Source organism: Micromonospora humi (assembly GCF_900090105.1).
GTDB classification, from domain to species: Bacteria; Actinomycetota; Actinomycetes; order Mycobacteriales; family Micromonosporaceae; genus Micromonospora; species Micromonospora humi.
The window spans coordinates 132,497-145,807 of record NZ_FMDM01000003.1 but is presented as its reverse complement, the minus strand read 5'-3'; the positions used below and the strand labels follow the sequence as shown (position 1 = coordinate 145,807).

The following is a 13,311-nucleotide window of genomic DNA, read 5'->3' as shown; positions in this document are numbered from 1 at the left end:
CGGATTCGGTGGGGCGAGAGGGGATGGCACACATGTGGGGGAACGTCCGACCGCGCGTCGCTCACCTGTCGCCGCTGGAGCGGGTGCGGCTGCGCCGGGTCGCCGTCCGGTACGCGCTGCACGGCTGGCCGGTCACGCCCGGCGCCTGCCTGGCCAACCGGCGCTTCGTCTGCGGCCGGGCCGGCTGCCCCACCGTGGGCTGTCACCCGGCGCTGGAGAACTGGGAGCACGCGGCCAGCGCCGACCCGGCCCGGGTGGCCACCTGGTGGCGCAGCCGGCCGCACGGCGTGCTGCTGCCCACCGGGCACGCGTTCGACGTGCTGGAGGTCGCCGCGCACCTGGGCCGACGGGTGCTGGACGCGGTCGCCACCCACCCGGCCGGCTTCGGCGTACGCGGGCCGGTGCTGGTCACCCCGACCGGCCGCTGGATGTTCCTGGTCCGCCCCGGCGACCCGCTGCGGCCGGAACTGGAGCACTGCTTCCACGTGGTGCGGCACGGACCCGGCTCGTGGATCCCCGCCCCGCCGACCCGGCTCCCCGAGGGGACGGTGCGCTGGGCGGTCGCCCCGGAACAGGCCCGGTGGCGGATGCCCGACTCCTACCTGGTGCAGAACGCGCTGATCGCGGCGTTACGGGCGGCCGGGATCACGCTCACCCCGGACCTGTTCCCCGGTCACCTCCCGCTGCCCCGGCGCGGGCGCTGACCGACGGCTGCCCGACAGCGACCTCCCCGCCACCGCACTCGTTGTGTCTGGCGAGGGCGCATCCGCGCCAGAGCGGGGGTTGAGGATGTCCCAGGACGACGCGGCCCGCCACACCGGCGGCACCGAACCACCGCGGCACCACCGCCGCCGCCCACACCCGTGGACCTTCACCCGCCCCCGGGGCGCCCGCCCCGGCCGCCCCCGCCCCCCGGGCTCCCGCCCGGCCATCCTCCACCGCCCCCTCCGCTGACCGTCCCCCGTCCCACCCGGGGCGGGGACGGGGCCGTCCGGTGATCAGGGGGTTGGTGTCCGAACGGGCTGTCGGGGGTGACACGAACTTCTGGGTCGACGCGGGCGGGGGGCGGGGTCAGGGGGTTGTCGGGAGGGTGCGGGAGTGCAGGAGGCGGGCGTCGTCGGTGACCACGGCGTGCTGCCAGGGGGCCGGGAGGCGGTCCAGCCAGGTGATGCCGGGCTCGCCCATGGCGACGGCGGCCGTGGCGTAGGCGTCCGCCTCGCCCAGATCCGGGCCGACCACGGTGACCGAGCGCAGGCCGGTCGCCGGCGCGCCCCGACGCGGGTCGACGACGTGATGCCCGCGCTCGTAGACCCCCGAGGTGGCGACCGCCAGGTCGGTGCCGGTCAGCACCAGGCAGGTGGCCGACGGGTCCCACGGATGCCGCACGCCGATCCGCCACGGCTCACCGGCGGCGGTGCGACCGCGTACCCGCACGTCGCCGCCGGCGTTCACGCAGTGGTTCGGCGCGCCGGCCGCCGCCAGCCGGTCCGAGGCGACCTGCGCCGCCCAGCCCTTCACGTAGCCGGACGGGTCCAGCCGGCCGGTCGCGTACGCGTCGAAGAAGCCGTCCGTGGACGTCCACAGATCCGCGCAACGCTCCAGCACCGCCCGCAGGTCGCCGGAGGCCTCGGCCAACGGCAGCTCACCCCGGCCCAGCCGGCACACCTCGCTGTCGTCCCGGTAGGTGCTGAACCGCGCGTCCACCTCGCGCATCCAGTCGAACGTCCGCTCCGCCAACTCGTGCAGCGTGGCGGCGGGCAGGTCGTCGGCCAGGTCGAGGCTGATCGCCGTACCCATGATCTGCTCGACCCGGCGCAGCCCGGGCCGACCGGCGGCGGCCAAGCGGTCAGGCCTTGTCGAGCGCGCTCTGCAGCGACTGCTTGTAGGCGGTGCTGGTGTAGGTGGCGCCGGAGACCGTGCTCAGGTTGGCGCTCTGCTTGGCCACCACCTCGCCCGAGCTGCCGCTGTAGCGGGCCTGCACGTCGTCGCTGCGCTGCCCGGACTGGCCGCCCAGCGGCATGCCGGTCGCGGTGGCGTCGACGATCCGGCTGCCGCTGAGCGTGATCCGGACCTGGAGCGAGCCGTACTTGTAGCTGACCGACGAGCCGGTGACCGTGCGGGTCGTCGGCTTCGGCGCCTTCGTGGTGGTCCGCGGCGCGGCCGGTGTGCTGGTGCTGGTGCGGGTGCTGCTCCGGCTGGCCGGCTTCCGGTCGGCGGACGGCTTGGCGCTCGGCTTCGCCGACGCGCCGGGCGTCGCCGAGACGCTCGGCGCGGCGGCCGAGGGAGTGGCGGCGGCGCCGCCGGGCGCGGGTGAGCCGCCCGGTACGACCGGGGCCTGCGCGGCCGGCAGCTCCTGGGCGGTGGCCGGCCCGGCGCCCGGGCCGCCCTTGAGCACCACCAGGGCGGTGGTGCCGGCGGCCAGTCCGGTGATCGCCAGGAACGCGCGACGCATGATGGGTGCCTCTCTACAACTCGAACGCGGTGAGGTGGATCTGGCGGCGGGGCACGCCGGCCGCCCGCAACACCTTGACGGACTCGTCGACCAGGCCGCCCGGCCCGCACAGGTAGACGTCGCGGCGGGTCAGGTCCGGCACCAGCCGGCGCAGCCCCTCCGGGTTCATCACCTGGCGCGGCCCCGGGTCGTCGCGGCGGCCGATGACGTACCAGACCGAGGTCTGCCGGGCCTGGGCGAGCCAGTCCAGCTCCCGGTGCAGCAGCACGTCGGCGGGCTGCCGCGCCCGGTAGATCAGCGCCGCACCCGGCGGCAGTTCCTCCAGCATCGCCCGCAGCGGCGCGATGCCGCTGCCGCCGGCGATGAGCAGGGCGCGCTCCCGGGTGCGGTGCGCCGCGGTGAACGTGCCGAACGGGCCCTCGGCCCAGGCCCGGGTGCCCGGCGTGAGGTCCCGCAGCTCGGCGGTGTGCTTGCCGACCACCTTCACGGTGAGCCGCAACCAGCGGTCGTTGGCCGCCGCGGAGACCGAGAACGGGTGCGACTCCCACCAGCAGCCGGGGTTGAGGAAACGCCAGCGGAAGTACTGCCCGCCGAGCATGTCGATCTGGTTGAGCCGGTGTCCGGTCAGGTAGATCGAGATGGTGTCCGGGCTCTCCGCCACCACGTCGGCCACCCGCAGCCGGTGCCGCAGGTTGAACGCCAGCGGCGCGATCACCCGGCCCCACAGCAGCGCGGCCACCACCAGCAGGTACGCGGCGATCCAGCCGGTGCGCACCGGCCCCGGCTCGTAGAGCTGGGCGCCGTTGCTGAACTGGTGCGCGTAACCGAGCAGCAGGGTGAGGTAGCTGGTCAGGTGCAGGACGTACCAGAGTTCGTAGGGCAACCGGCGGCGCACGCCGCGCACCGCGGTGACCCCGACCAGCACCATGACGCCGGCGGCCACGAACGCGGAGACCATGTCCTCGTAGTCGGACAGCAGCGTGCCGACCTCGCCGAACACCGAGTTGCGCTCCTGCCGGGCGTAGCCGACCACCAGCAGCGACATGTGGGTCAGCACCGCGACCAGCAGCGTCGCGCCGAGGTCCCGGTGCAGCCGGGAGATCCGTTCGCCGCCCAGCGAGCGTTCCAGCACGCCGAGCCGGCTCATCGCCAGCACCTGCACCAGCAGCAGGTAGCCGGCGATCAGGCCGGTGATCCGGCCGCCGGCGGTGAGCAGGTCGGCGGTGTCGGTCAGCGAACCGGCCGGGGTGGCCAACCACCACGGCAGCACGGCGGCGACCAGGCCGAGCCAGAAGAGCGCCGTCAACGCCCGCCGGCCGCCGGGTCCGCGACGCGGCCGGCCGGGTGGTACGGGAGCAGCCGGACGGCCGCCGTACGGGGCGGAGTGCCCGGTACGACGGCCGGCGGCGTGGGTGTCCTGATACGTCACGCGTACATCTTGATCGGGGTGAACTTCTGCCGGGGGAAGACCTTGTCCACCTGGGCGGCGGTCAGGCCGAAGCGACCCTGGGCCACCGACCCGTAGACGTTGAACATGTTGTTGTACTCCGGCACGTCACCGCTGTCCAGCTTGCTCAGCCCGTTCCAGGTGCCGAGCAGCGAGCCGGCGAGCTTGCGTCCGGACAGCACGGTGACCACGCCGCCGTGCCCGTGGTCGGTGCCGCCGCTGTTCGAGGCGACCCGCCGGCCGAACTCGCTGGACACCATGACGGTCACGTCCGACGCCTTGTCGCCCAGGTCGGTGAAGAACGCCGCCATGGCGTTGGCCAGCTCGTTGAGCCGACGCCAGAGCTGCCCGCCCTCGCTGGTGCCCTGGTTCTCGTGGGTGTCGTAGCCGCCCATGCCGACGGTCGCCACCCGCACGTTCGCCCCGCCCTTGATGAGCTGGGCGAGCTGCTGGAACGCGTAGCCGACGCCCTCGTACTTGACGCCGGCCGCGGCCGCGTACGGCTTGGCGGCGAGCTTCTGCGCGGTGGCCAGCGCGCCCATGCCCTCGATGACCGCGTCCTCCACCGGGTGGTTGATCCCGGTGAACAGGCCGCGGATCGCCTTCTCGGTGGCCGCGCGGTACTTGTCGTCGCCGTTGAGCCGCAGCTCGCCGACGCTGTTGAGGGCGAGCGCGCCGTTCACGCCGACCAGCGAGCGGGGCAGCGTGCTGCCGATGCCGACGCTGCGGAACGCGGTGCCCTTGCCGAGCGCGTCGACCAGGCTGTCCAGCCAGCCCCGGCCGCCGGTCTCACCGGGCAGGCCGCCCAGGTTGCAGGCGTCCGCGGCCTGGAAGTGGCTGCGGGACAGCCGCGGGTCGGACACCGCCGGCACGAAGCCGAGCTGCCCGGCCTTCAGCCACTTCTCCAGCGGAGAGAACGCGCTGGTCAGCTTGAAGCCACGGTCCAGGGCCAGCGAGTCGTTGCCGAGCAGCAGGTCCGGGCGGGCCTTGCTGAGCACCGCGTCGTTGGACGGCGCGACCAGGCTCAGCCCGTCCAGCCCGCCGTAGAGGAAGACGTGGATCAGGGTGCCGGTCTTGGTCGCGGCGAACGACGCCGAGGTGGTGACGAACTGCGCGGTGGCCAGGGCGGTCGCGGTGGCGGCGGCGCCGGCCACGAAGGTACGCCGGGTGACGCCCCGGCCGTCCTGCTGGGCCTCCTCGACCTCCTCCAGCCGGCGGTACCGGTCCGCCTCGGCCGCGCTCTCGGCCGCGACGATGTCGGCCTCCGCGCGCAGCAGCGCCTCGGCCGGGTTGTCGGCCAGCCGCCGCACGTCGGGGCATTCGGGGTGCAGGGGGTACGGGTTCACGGTCATCTCCATCGAATGCCTCACCGGAGGTGGTGCTGGGGGGACGCGAGGATCGTCCGCGCGACCGCGGCGATGGCCCCGTTGAAGGTGGCGTCGACCTTGGCGCCCTCGGACACCCCGGCCACGGCGAGCACGAGCTTCTTCTCCTTGGCGCTGAGCTTCTGGTGCACCAGCTTCACCGCCAGCGCGTCCACGTACGCCCCGGCGGTCGCCGGCGGCTTCGCCACCAGCTTCTCCGGCTTGACGTAGGTGAACTGCTTGCGCCAGCCACCGAGCAGCTCGCCGGCCTCGTTCCAGCCGTCGACCATGGTGCCGGCCGAGGTCCACGCCAGGTAGACGTCGGCGTAGCCGTCCGGGGTCGGCTTGCCCATCGGGTACTGGCCCAGCTCGCGCATCTTGTCCTGGACCTGCCGCAGGCCCTGGGCGAACGGCGTGCGCCGCTTGTCGCCGTCGAACCCGGGCATCGCGTCCGGCCCGACACCGAGCGACCGGTACGTGGCCACCAGGTACTCCATCGGGCGGCGTACCTTCTGGCCGACCGACGCCCAGAACTCCGAGGAGCTGAACAGCGTGGCGAGCACCGGGCGGATGTTGCCCTTGTTGGTGGTGTACGCCTTCGCCAGCCGGTCCACGATTGACTTCGGCGGGGTGTCGGAGACGAACCGGGTGGCCAGGTTCTGGGCCACGTACTTCGCGGTGGACGGGTGCAGCGCGATGTACCGGATGTAGGAGTCGATCACCTTGTCGGCGACCTTCGGGTCGTTCGAGTTGTTGGCGTGGCTGAACCCGAGGATCTTCACCTTGCCGACGTAGTGCCGGTCGGCGAAGAACATGTACTTGCCGTCCGCGACGCCCCGACCGGTCTGCAGCATGGCGGCCTGCCGCACGTCCTTCTCGGTGTAGCCGCCGTCGACGCCGACCGAGTAGAGCTCCAGGTTCTCCCGGGCCAGGTTCTCGTTGATCGCGTCCTTGCGCGAGTCGACCTGGTTCAGGTAGAGCAGCAGCGCCGGGTGCTTGTTCGCGGCGACCAGCATGTCCGGGTAGCTACCGAGCGCGTGCTTGCGGATGACGTCCTTGTCGAACGCGTTGCGGTAGGTCTCGCCGCCGTCGAAGTCGGCCGCCACGTGCAGGAAGTCGTTCCAGAAGTCGACCATCACCTCGAAGAGCTGGCGGTCGGACCAGATCTGCCGGGCGATGGTGGCGTCCACCGTTTCCCGGGCCGGGTCGACACCGCGCTCGTTGAGCTGCTCCCGCTGGTCGCGGAGCTGGGTCGGGCTGAGCTTGAGCGAGGGCAGGTCGGCCAGCTTCAGCTCGCCCTTGGTCGGGGCGATCTTCTCCGGCTCGAGCTGCTGGCGCAGCCAGTTGTCGATGCCGAGCCGCTTGATGTCGGCGATCACCTTGGGCGTCGGGCCGAACGTGGCGCGGCGGGCCAGGTGGGTGATCGGGTCCTTGGAGAGCACCGTCTTCACGGTCACCTGGGTCGCCTCGGCGGCGGCCGCCGGGCTGCCGAAGATGCGGCCGCCGGCCGGGGCGTTGCGCTTGAGCGCCGCACCGGCCCGCGAGCCCATGTAGCTCTCGTTCTGCTCGGTGTAGGTCCGCACCGTGCTGGGCTGCTGGCCGCTCGGCCGGGCCTGGGTGCCGTCGGTGGTCACCGTGCCGGTGGCGTCACCGGCCGTCGGGCCGTCGGAGAACAGGCCGCGGAGCTGCGGGGAGAGCGCGAACGCGGCACCACCCGCGACCACCGCCGCACCGCCGAGGGTGGCGAGGGCCCGGCGCCGGCCGCGGCTCGGAGCGTCGTCGGAGTCGTCGTCCAGAGTGGGCAGGCCCGGTCCGGCCGGCGGCGGGTACCCGCCGGCGGGCTGGCCGTAGCCGCCGGTCTGCTGACCGTAGGCCGGCTGACCGTAGCCCTGCTGGGCGTAGCCACCCTGGGGCGCGGGGCCGGCCGGGGCGAAGCCGTTCGGGCCGACCCACTGCGGGCCCGGGGCGGGCGGGGGCACCGGGGCGGGGTAGCCGCCGGCGTACGGTGCGGCGGAGTCCAGGTCGCGGTGCCCGTCCGGGTGGGGGTGCTGGTATCCGTCCCAACCGCGGTCGTCCCTGGGTCGACGCGGTGGCACGTTCAGGTCGGCCATGTACCTATCCCGTTTTCTTCGAGCGCCGGCACGCCTGCCACCCGGGGGTTGGGTGGGAGGGGCGGCGACGGTTGCCGGAGAGTTGCTACGGGAAAGTAGCCAGGCCTCCGCCGCAGCTCAAGGCGGGCCGGAAGCGCGCCCACGCGCACTTAAGACGGTGCTCATGCCCACGGCAAGGCGCCGACCGGCGCCGGCCGGGCCCACCCCCGTCCGGAGCAGGGCCGACCCGGGCGCGAACCGACCGGACGCGAGGTTTCGACCCGCCGAGCCGTCGCCGGGCCCGTTCACGACAACAGGGAAACTTAAGGTACGGATAAGCCTGCGCTGAGGTGTCCGCGCGGTGCGTGCACGACTGCCCGAGCCGGCGAAACAAGCAGCAGCGGCGGCGCGTGACCCACCGGAGATCCGGGTATGCCGCCGAACCGCTGAAGCCGTGAGGGGAAGGCACACCGCCATGCTCAGCCAAGAGGATCAGCGCAGGTTCGAACAGATCACCCGCCAGCTGCGGGAGAGCGATCCGCGGTTCTTCGCCCGGTTGGACAGCCGGCTCAAGGGCCGCCGGGGCCGGTACATGATGCTGATGACGATCGTGCTGTGGGCGTCGCTGCCGGCGATGACCGTGCTGGCCGGGCGGTTGGCCGGGGCGATCTGCGCCATGGTGCTGGTCGCCAACGCCGCAGTGATGTGGCGCTTCCGCCGCCGCCTCCTGTGAGGCGTAAGGAAGGGCCCCTTCTTAACGCCTCCGGTAGAGGCGGGGCCCCCTCTTAACCGTTCGGCGTCTCGCCGAAGGCCCGGTACGCGCGGCGGAGCCGCTCGGCCAGGCCCGGACCGCCGAGCTCCGGGTCGGGCGGACCGAGCTGCCGCAGCAGCAGCTCCGGGCCGGTGTCCAGGGTGGGCGGTCGGTCCGGCAGCGCCACCGGCGAGAGCCAGAACCGGTCCAGTTCCTCGGCCGGATCGACCGCGGGCATCCCGGCCAGCGCCCGCGCGGCGCCGAGCACCGGCACCGGCGTGCCGACCGGCGGGCCCGCCGGCCCCGCCGCGTCCGTCTGCCCCGCCGACGTGGTCCCGTGGGCCCCGGCGGCGCTCGGCGCCGCCGCGCCGCCGGATCGGGTGCCGCGCAGCGCACGAAGCCGGGCGAGCAGGTCGCCCCGGGCCCGGCCACGCCAGTGCAACAACTGGAACGGGTCGGCGTCGAACGCCTCGGCGAGCAGGTAGAACGTGGCCGCCAGATGCTTGCACGGCACCGCGAAGTCGGGGCAGCCGCACCGCTGCGCCAACTCCCCGACCTCGGTCGGGAACAGCGGCGCGCCCGCCGCGGCGAACAACTCCTCCAGCTCCGCCGGCAGGTCACCGGCGAGCAGCCGGGCGCTGAAGAACGCCTGCCCGGCCAGCTCCGCCTCGATCCGCCGCCACACCCCTTCCGGGTACGCGGCCAGCCCGATCCGCACCGGGTACGGCTGGGGCCGGGAGCCCTGCACCTCGGCGGTGACCAGACCGGGTGAGACGTCCAGCCGGAGCACCTGCCCCCGCCGCGCGTACGCCCGGCCGCGGGTGAGCCGGGAGCCGAGCGCGAACGACTCCAGCACCTCCAGGAAGCGTCGGGACCACCAGGACCGCCCGATCGCGCCCCGGGTGCTGCGGGCCCGCAGCCCGCCCTCGACCCGACGCGGCGGCCCGTAGTCGTCGAAGCTCGGGCTCACTCGACCACCGCCCCGGCCTCCAGCGTGAACAGTTCGCGCAGCGTGTCGGTGGACAGCTCGGTCACCCACTGCTCCCCGCTGCCCACCACCGACCGGGCCAGGCTCCGCTTGTCGGCGATCATCGCGGCCACCTTCTCCTCCACGGTGCCGGCGCAGACGAACTTGCGTACCTGCACCCGCCGGCGCTGCCCGATGCGGAACGCCCGGTCGGTGGCCTGGTCCTCGACGGCCGGGTTCCACCAGCGGTCCACGTGCACCACGTGGTTGGCCGCGGTGAGGGTGAGCCCGGTACCACCGGCCTTGAGCGAGAGCACGAACAGCGGCGGCCCGTCCGGGGTCTGGAACCGGGCCACCATGGCGTCCCGGTCGGCCTTGCCGACGCCGCCGTGCAACAGCAGCACCTCCCGGCCGGTACGCGCCGACAGGTGCCCGCGCAGCATCCCGCCGAACTCGGCGTACTGGGTGAACAGCAGCGCCTTCTCCCCCGCCGCGAGCACCTCGTCGACGATCTCGTCGAGGCGTTCCAGCTTGCCCGAGCGGCCGGCCAGCGCGGAGCCGTCGTGCAGCAGCTGGGCCGGGTGGTTGCAGACCTGCTTGAGCCGGGTCATGGTGGCCAGCACCAGCCCCCGGCGTTCGATCCCGTCGCTGGACTCGATCTTCGCCATCATGTCGTCGACCACGGCCCGGTAGAGGGCGGCCTGCTCGGCGGTGAGGTTGCAGAGCACCTCCATCTCCAGCTTCTCCGGCAGGTCGGTGATGATCGACGGGTCGGTCTTGAGCCGGCGCAGCACGAACGGGCCGGTGATCCGGCGCAACCGCTCGGCCACCTCGGCGTCGCCGTGCCGCTCGATCGGCTCGGCGAACCGCTTGCGGAACACCGCGGCCGGTCCGAGCAGCCCCGGATTGGCGAACTGCATGATCGACCAGAGGTCGGCGAGGCGGTTCTCCACCGGCGTACCGGTGACCGCGACCCGGTGCCGCGCGGGCAGCGACCGGACCGCCTCGGCCTGCCTGGTCGCGGCGTTCTTGATCGCCTGCGCCTCGTCCACCACCACCCGGTGCCAGTCGACGCCGGCCAGCTCGAACGCGTCGCGCGCGGCCACCGAGTAGGTGGTCACCACCAGGTCCGCCGCGCGCACGGCCGCGGCGAACCCCTCGCCCCGCGCGCGCTCGGCGCCGTGGTGCACGTGTACGCGCAGGTCGGGCGCGAACGTGGCGGCCTCCCGCTGCCAGTTGCCGACCAGCGACATCGGACAGACCAGCAGGGTGGGCCCGGCCTCCGGCGGGTCGCCGGCGAGCAGCGCGAGCAGCTGCACGGTCTTGCCCAGCCCCATGTCGTCGGCGAGGATCCCGCCCAGCCCGAGCGACTGGAGGAAGGCCAGCCAGGCCAGCCCGCGCCGCTGGTACGGCCGCAGCGTCCCGACGAAGCCCGGCGGCGGGTCGGCCGGGGTGAGCCGCCGCTCCGCCTCGCCGGCCAGCAGCTCACCCAACGCGCCGTCGGCGACCACGTCCAGCACCGGCAGCTCGCCGCCGCGTTCCTCCCCGGAGAGCCCCATCCGCAGCAGGTCGGCCACGGTCAGCTCGCCCGAGGACCGGAGCAGCCGCAGCCCGGCCTCCAGGCGTTGCGGGTCCAGCTCGACCCACCGCCCGCGCAGTCGCACCAGCGGCGACTTCAGGTCGGCGAGCGAGGCCAACTCCTCGGCGGTCAGCGGCTGGTCGCCGAGGGCCACCTCCCAGCGGTAGTCGACGAGCGCGTCCAGCCCCAACCCGCCCGCCGCGGTGGCGACCGCCCCCGGCGCGGTGCGGCTGCGGGCCCGCAACCTGGCGCCCAGGCGCGACGAGGAACGCCGCCACCAGGACGGCAGCAGCACGCCGAAGCCGGCCGCGTGCAGCACCGGCGCCCCCTCGCGCAGGAACCGGTGCGCGCCCTCGGCGTCCAGCTCCATCCCCTCGGGCGCGGCGGTACGCAGGGCCGCCTCCACCTCGGGCCAGAGCCGGCTGGCCCGGCCCAGCTCGGCCAGCAGCGTCTCCTGCGGGTCGACGCCGCGCGCGGCGAGCGCCGGCGCGGGCCGCTGCCAGATGTGCCCGGCGTCGACCACCAGCCCCGGCTCGTCGGCCGGGTGCAGCCCGAACTCCACCTGCCAGGTGCCGCCGTCGACCAGCTCGGCGACCGGGTCGGTGGGCGGTTCGACCAGGCGGAACGTGGCCCGTACCGCCCCGCCGGCGGCGTCGCGCTGCCAGGCGTCCAGCGCGGCGCGCAGCGTCGCCAGCGCGGCCGGCTCGGCGGGGAACTCGCGCTCCGGGCCGGTGAGCGCGGCCAGCCAGCGCGGCACCGGGCCGCCGGGGCGCATCCCCCGGTGCAGCCGGGTGTCCGCCAGCGCCACCCGGGCGGCGGCGTCGACCAGCGCGTCGAGCGCGTCCGCCAGGAGATCCCCCGGCCCGACGTCCCCGGCCCGCCCGCTGCGTCCGAACGCCCCGGCGGGCCGGCCGCTCGGGTCGGTCCCGCCGGTCACCGGGAGCCCTCCGGCCGTCCCGGCCGGCGGCGCGGTAGCCGCCGATCGGCCGTCCACCGCAACAGGTGCGTCTGTGGTCGTCCGGGCGTCCACAGACGCACCCGAAGGCGCCGGTTGCCACGCCCGCGCGGCGCGGGCCGCCGGGGGCAGCGCCGACGCCAGGTCCCGGGCCCAGGCCGCGTCGGTGCCGGTGAGCAGCGGCAGCCAGAGCGCCCGCGCGGTCGTCACGTCGGAGTCGTCCACCGCCCGCACCCCGCGCCCCGTTCGGGCGACGCGGTGAGAAGGGGCCCCTTCTCTACCGGAGGCGTTAACCGGGGGCCCCTCCTCAACACTCGGGAGGAGGCGGCCACGCGCGACCAGGTCGGCGGCGAAGCCGGCGAGCTCGGCCAGGTGCCGCAGGCTCGCCCCGACCGGGTCCGGCAGGGCGGCGCGCAGCAGCGCGCACGCGTCGTCCGGGGCGTACGCCAGGGCGGGGACCCGCCAGCCGGCGCGGGTGACCGGACCACGGACCGGCTCCTCGACGGTGGCCCGGACCAGTTCCGGGGACTCCACCGGCGAGCCGGCCCGGGTGGGCAGGCCGAGCAGGACGGAGATCGGCTCGCCCGGTGTCCCGTCGAGCGCGGCGGCCAGCGTGGCGTGGTCGGCGGCGAACGGGTGCGGCCGTTCCCGCGGGGCGCGGCCGGGCCGGCGCGGGGCGCGGGCCGGTAGCGTGCCGTCCTCGGCCCACAGCGCGAGCCCGGCGCCGGGCAGCCACAGCCCGTGGATGACCAGCACGCAGTTCCCCCTCGACGACGCCCGGGGCCAGGATAGGCGGCCGGGCGCGGTTATCGTCGGCGCCATGGTCGACCTTCTCGTGATCGGCGGGCTGGGCGTGGACGTCCGCGCCCGGGTGCCCGCGCTGCCGTTGCCCGCCGCCGACTCGCTGACCGTGCCCCCGGTCGAGCTGCGGATCGGCAACACCGGCGCCGGGGTGGCGCTGGCCGCGCACGCGCTCGGCCTGCGGGTGACGCTCGTCGACGTGCTCGGCGCCGACCCGGCCGGCGACGTGGTGCGGGCGGCGCTGGCGCGTACCTCGGTGCGGACCGTGCTGGTCGACGCGCCGGCCGGCACCCGGCGCTCGGTGAACCTGGTCGACCCGGCCGGTCGCCGGATGTCGCTCTACGATCCCCGGCCCTGGTCCGGCCCGGCGCCGTTCGCCGACGCCGAGCTGGCCGCGCTGGTCGCCGAGGCCTCCCACGTGCACGTCTCGATCATGGACTGGGCCCGGGACGCGCTGTCGGTGCTGCGGGGCGCGGCGTCGCTCTCCACGGACCTGCACGACTGGGACGGCGAGAACGACTACCACCGCCCGTTCGCCGAGGCCGCCGACCTGGTGTTCGTCAGCGATGTGCTGCTGGGCGAGCGGGCCGGCGAGGCGGCTGCCGCGCTGGCGCCGCGCACGGTGCTGGTCACCGGCGGGGCGGCCGGCGCGACGCTGCACACCCCGGACGCGCCGCCGGCGCACGTGCCCGCGGCCACCCCGCCGGCACCGGTGGTGGACACCAACGGCGCCGGGGACGCGTTCGCCGCCGGCCTGGTCGCCGCCCGGCTGCGCGGCGCCGCCCCGCCGGACGCGGCCCGGTACGCCGCCCGGGTGGCCGCCACCGCGTGCACCCACGACGGGATGGAGTATCCGGACGGGCTGCTCCCCCGGGTCTGACCACCGGCGGGCCCGCCGCCCCGCT

Annotated in this window: 10 protein-coding genes; 3 read left to right on the top strand and 7 right to left on the bottom strand. The window is 74.9% G+C overall.

Annotated elements, in window-relative coordinates; genetic code table 11:
- The first annotated feature begins 23 nt into the window (after window positions 1-23).
- Window positions 24-704 carry a bifunctional DNA primase/polymerase gene (locus GA0070213_RS06630; protein WP_175441233.1) on the top strand — a complete coding sequence of 227 codons (681 nt, stop codon included), beginning with the start codon at window positions 24-26 and terminating at the stop codon, window positions 702-704.
- A 367-nt stretch (window positions 705-1,071) separates the two neighbouring features.
- Here GA0070213_RS06630 and GA0070213_RS06625 read toward each other — a convergent pair whose 3' ends face one another.
- The 5 genes from GA0070213_RS06625 to GA0070213_RS06605 are packed head-to-tail and all read right to left on the bottom strand — an operon-like array spanning window position 1,072 to window position 7,374.
- The gene (locus GA0070213_RS06625; protein ID WP_091060082.1) at window positions 1,072-1,797 is read right to left on the bottom strand and encodes an FAD:protein FMN transferase; all 726 of its coding nucleotides are present in this window, start codon (window positions 1,795-1,797) and stop codon (window positions 1,072-1,074) included.
- A gap of 49 nt (window positions 1,798-1,846) precedes the next feature.
- Window positions 1,847-2,452, bottom strand: coding sequence for an FMN-binding protein (locus tag GA0070213_RS06620; protein WP_091059039.1), 606 nt, complete (start codon window positions 2,450-2,452; stop codon window positions 1,847-1,849).
- A gap of 13 nt (window positions 2,453-2,465) precedes the next feature.
- Window positions 2,466-3,881, bottom strand: a complete 1,416-nt coding sequence (locus GA0070213_RS06615; RefSeq protein WP_091059036.1) for a ferredoxin reductase family protein — start codon at window positions 3,879-3,881, stop codon at window positions 2,466-2,468.
- The gene (locus GA0070213_RS06610) at window positions 3,878-5,251 is read right to left on the bottom strand and encodes a DUF1501 domain-containing protein (RefSeq protein ID WP_245716307.1); all 1,374 of its coding nucleotides are present in this window, start codon (window positions 5,249-5,251) and stop codon (window positions 3,878-3,880) included. Before GA0070213_RS06610 ends, GA0070213_RS06615 begins: the two co-directional genes overlap by 4 nt.
- Before the next feature lie 14 nt (window positions 5,252-5,265).
- Entirely contained in the window at window positions 5,266-7,374 is a 2,109-nt protein-coding gene (locus tag GA0070213_RS06605; protein WP_091059030.1) for a DUF1800 domain-containing protein, read from the bottom strand.
- Between the two features lie 454 nt (window positions 7,375-7,828).
- Between GA0070213_RS06605 and GA0070213_RS06600 the strand changes: the two genes are divergently transcribed.
- A complete protein-coding gene (locus GA0070213_RS06600; protein WP_091059027.1) occupies window positions 7,829-8,086 on the top strand; it encodes a DUF3040 domain-containing protein in 258 nt (85 codons plus the stop codon).
- A gap of 52 nt (window positions 8,087-8,138) precedes the next feature.
- Here GA0070213_RS06600 and GA0070213_RS06595 read toward each other — a convergent pair whose 3' ends face one another.
- Both GA0070213_RS06595 and GA0070213_RS06590 read right to left on the bottom strand, forming a co-directional pair.
- Window positions 8,139-9,074, bottom strand: a complete 936-nt coding sequence (locus GA0070213_RS06595; RefSeq protein ID WP_091059024.1) for an SWIM zinc finger family protein — start codon at window positions 9,072-9,074, stop codon at window positions 8,139-8,141.
- Window positions 9,071-12,361 (bottom strand): DEAD/DEAH box helicase, encoded by a 3,291-nt coding sequence (locus GA0070213_RS06590; RefSeq protein ID WP_091059020.1) that lies wholly within the window; start codon window positions 12,359-12,361, stop codon window positions 9,071-9,073. The genes GA0070213_RS06595 and GA0070213_RS06590 overlap by 4 nt, the downstream gene beginning before the upstream one ends.
- A 64-nt stretch (window positions 12,362-12,425) precedes the next feature.
- On the opposite strand from GA0070213_RS06590, the gene GA0070213_RS06585 reads away from it, so the two are divergent.
- Window positions 12,426-13,286, top strand: a complete 861-nt coding sequence (locus GA0070213_RS06585; RefSeq protein WP_091059016.1) for a carbohydrate kinase family protein — start codon at window positions 12,426-12,428, stop codon at window positions 13,284-13,286.
- The last annotated feature ends 25 nt before the right edge of the window (window positions 13,287-13,311 follow it).